2 protein-coding genes are annotated in these 3,524 nt (G+C 38.5%); one reads left to right on the plus strand and one right to left on the minus strand.

All coding sequences use genetic code 11. From position 1 onward, the window contains the following. Nucleotides 1-1,049: hypothetical protein (locus tag ACOVO2_RS09950; protein WP_421769821.1), on the minus strand; the 1,049-nt coding region annotated here is incomplete at its 3' end. A 102-nt stretch (nt 1,050-1,151) separates the two neighbouring features. Here ACOVO2_RS09950 and ACOVO2_RS09955 point away from each other — a divergent pair. After that, entirely contained in the window at nt 1,152-3,320 is a 2,169-nt protein-coding gene (locus ACOVO2_RS09955; RefSeq protein ID WP_421769822.1) for a DPP IV N-terminal domain-containing protein, read from the plus strand. The last annotated feature ends 204 nt before the right edge of the window (nt 3,321-3,524 follow it).

The raw sequence follows: 3,524 nt of genomic DNA on the forward strand, positions 1-3,524 counted from the left end.
TACTTCTTCACATTCCTCATATTATCCGTTTCTACAAGTCCTGTCATATATAAATCAAAACCACCTTTACCTTCGGGGCGATTCGATGAAAAAATCATCAAGGGATAGCTGAAATTGACTAAATTAGGCAACATTGGCCGATATTCATCATATTGAGTATTGATGCGTGGACCAGCATTTATTGGTGAACTCCAAACTCCATTTTCCAAAACCGAATAATAAATATCGTATCCTCCAAACCCTCCGGCTCGGTTCGATGTAAAAACCATTATATTGCCTCCTTGCCAAAGATAAGGACATTTATCATCGGCCTTTGCATCTGAAATACTGGAGATTTTTATGCTAACAGGAGTTTTCGGATTTATGATTTGGTCAATCATCGAAGTCGTATTGTCGGCATAGCTTGCACCTATGGTTGATTGATAAATATCAAAACTTTCCTCTCTATTTGAGCAATAAAAAACTTGATTTCCATTTTGTGTAATGTATGGATAAGCATCATCAGCCTTTGAGTTGAGATAGTCTACCGAAATTGGACCTACTTCTTTGCCAGCTTTATCGCTATATATTACTTTGATGTCAAGGTTTTTATTTTGGTCGTCGGCGTAGAACAAAAACTGGTATTTAGGCGAATTTCCGTAAGAAACCAAATTGTATTGATTTAATACAAAAGGCCCCAATACGTTGAAATTTCCATTGATTTTGCTCATGAAACCACTAACAAAAAGTGTAGAATAGAAACTATCATTTCCTGATGAAGACCTCGAAAGCGAAGGAGCGTTCTTTTTATCGTCATATTCTATTTTTGTCGAGAAGCCTACCAAGTTAAAGAAATTACGATTATCTCTTTTTGAAGAAAAAACAAGATACGATTCTCCATATTTGTTGGCAGGTAAGTTCGAATTATAATCATCAAACTCAGAATTAAACTCTGTAAGATTTACAACTTCTCGCATAAATTTTCCTGCTTTGTCTTCAGCATCGAGCCAGCAACTGCATAGAATTGTGCTGAGAAGTAAAGTTAAAAGTAGATGTCGGATGATTTTCATAAAGTAGTGTTTATTAATAGAACGAATTATTGGATTGATTATTCGATTCAAGCAAAAATTACTATTTTTGACAAAAAAAGTTTCATCAACCAGCCTCAATTTATGAAAAAGAGCCTTCTTTTATTACTTAGCTTTTTACTACTTGTAAACCTCGCCCAAGCCCAACAAATCAGATGGACGAAAGACGGCAATGCCTATACTCGCACCGAAGGCGGAGAAGTGGTGGCTTATACATTGCCAACGCAACAAAAAACGACTTTAATTACCAAAGCCCAACTTACGCCCAAAGGAGCCGAAAAACCTTTGAATGTAAGAAGCTATACATTGAGTGCTGATGACTCAAAAGCCTTGATTTATACCAACACAAAACAAGTTTGGCGATACGATACTCGTGGCGATTATTGGGTTTTAGACCTCAAAACCAATGCTTTATATCAACTTGGGCAAGGTAAACCTGCTTCGTCGTTGATGTTTGCGAAATTTTCACCCGATGGCTCGAAAGTAGCTTATGTGAGCGAACATAATTTGTTTGTGGAAGATTTGGCAACAAAAAAAATCAAAGCCTTGACCACCAATGGTACTCGCCGAATGATAAACGGTACTTTCGATTGGGTGTATGAAGAAGAATTTGCGTGCCGTGATGGCTTTCGTTGGAGCCCAGATGGAAAAAGTATTGCTTATTGGCAAATTGATGCCACCAAGATTCGTGATTTCTTGATGATTAATAATACTGACTCGATTTATTCGTATAACGTGCCAGTTGAGTACCCAAAAGTGGGAGAAAGCCCATCACCATATAAGATTTTAGTGGCAAATGTAGCTACTGGGAAAACCTTAAAAATGAACATCGAAGGTGACCCACAACAAACTTACGTGCCACGCATGGAGTGGGTGCCAAACACGAATGATATCATTATTCAACAATTGAACCGCAAGCAAAATCAGAGTAAAGTCATTATCTGTCAGGCACTTACGGGCAAAACTAAAACAATTTATACTGAATCGGACGAGGCTTGGATTGATACCAAAGAGCGTTGGGCCGATGAACAAGAAGGCTGGGAATGGCTGAAAGGTGGCAAGGAGTTTTTGTGGGTAAGTGAAAAAGATGGCTGGCGACATATCTACAAAATGGATTTGAATGGCAAAGAAACTTTGCTCACCAAAGGCAATTATGACATCGTGCATATTCCGCTGATTGATGAAGCCAATGGTTTTGTTTATTTCACTGGTTCACCTCAAAATGCACTTCAAAATTATCTTTTCCGCATTAAATTAGATGGTAGTGCCGAAATGCAGCCAGTTTTACCAAATGCTCCTGCAGGAACTCACAATTATGTGCTTTCGCCTAACGGAAAATTTGCTCGACATTCATTTTCAAGTGCAAATATTGCCCCAATGACCGAATGGATAACTTTAGCTGACCATTCGCCATTGAACGAAAAAGAAAGTATTGCTGCAAAATTGTCCAATTTGAAAGTGAATAAACGAGTAGAGTTTTTTAAAGTAAAAACCGAAGATGGAATTGATATCGAAGGTTGGATGGTAAAACCTGTCAATTTCGATTCTACGAAACGTTATCCAATTGTGTTCAATGTTTATGGCGAGCCAGCATCTGCTACCGTAAAAGATACTTATGGTACAGGCATGAATGGCCTTTATAATGGCGATATGGCAAAAGATGGCTATATCTACGCTTCGGTTGATAATCGTGGGACGCCACTACCTCGCGGACGTGCGTGGAGAAAAGCTATTTATCGCAAAATCGGTGTCGTGAATATCCGTGACCAAGCGATGGCGGTAAAGGAAATCAGAAAATGGAAATATGTTGATACTACTCGTGTGGCAGTGCATGGCTGGAGTGGGGGAGGTTCTTCGACTTTAAATTTACTTTTCCAATATCCGCAGTTTTATCAGACTGGTATTTCGGTGGCAGCCGTTGGAAATCAACTTTGTTATGATAATATCTATCAAGAACGCTACATGGGACTTCCACAAGAAAACCGTGAAGATTTCGTGAATGGTTCGCCCATTACGCACGCTAAAAATTTGGTTGGAAATCTATTGTATATTCACGGAACGGGAGACGATAATGTGCATTATCAAAATGCCGAAATGCTTGTCAATGAGTTAATTAAGCATAACCGCCAATTCCAGTTTATGCCTTACCCAAATCGTAGTCACGGAATTTATGAAGGAGAAGGTACTCGTAGGCACTTAAATACGCTTTTCACCAATTATTTGAAGCAAAATTGCCCTCCTGGAGGGAAGTGATATAAATGTTAGAACGCAGATTTAGCGGATTTTTATGATTAGTTATGATTATCATACATCATCATAAAAATCTTAATAATCTGCGTTCTAATATTATTTTACTCAACCAAACCACTCGCTCTCACATTTTTGCCTTTTCTATTTGTAAGGTCATCGCCGAGGTCTTCTCTGGCTTCCTCGGCAATTTTTTGTAGTTCGGCTATA

It is taken from the genome of Emticicia sp. (genome assembly GCF_049241225.1).
Taxonomy (GTDB): Bacteria; Bacteroidota; Bacteroidia; order Cytophagales; family Spirosomataceae; genus Emticicia.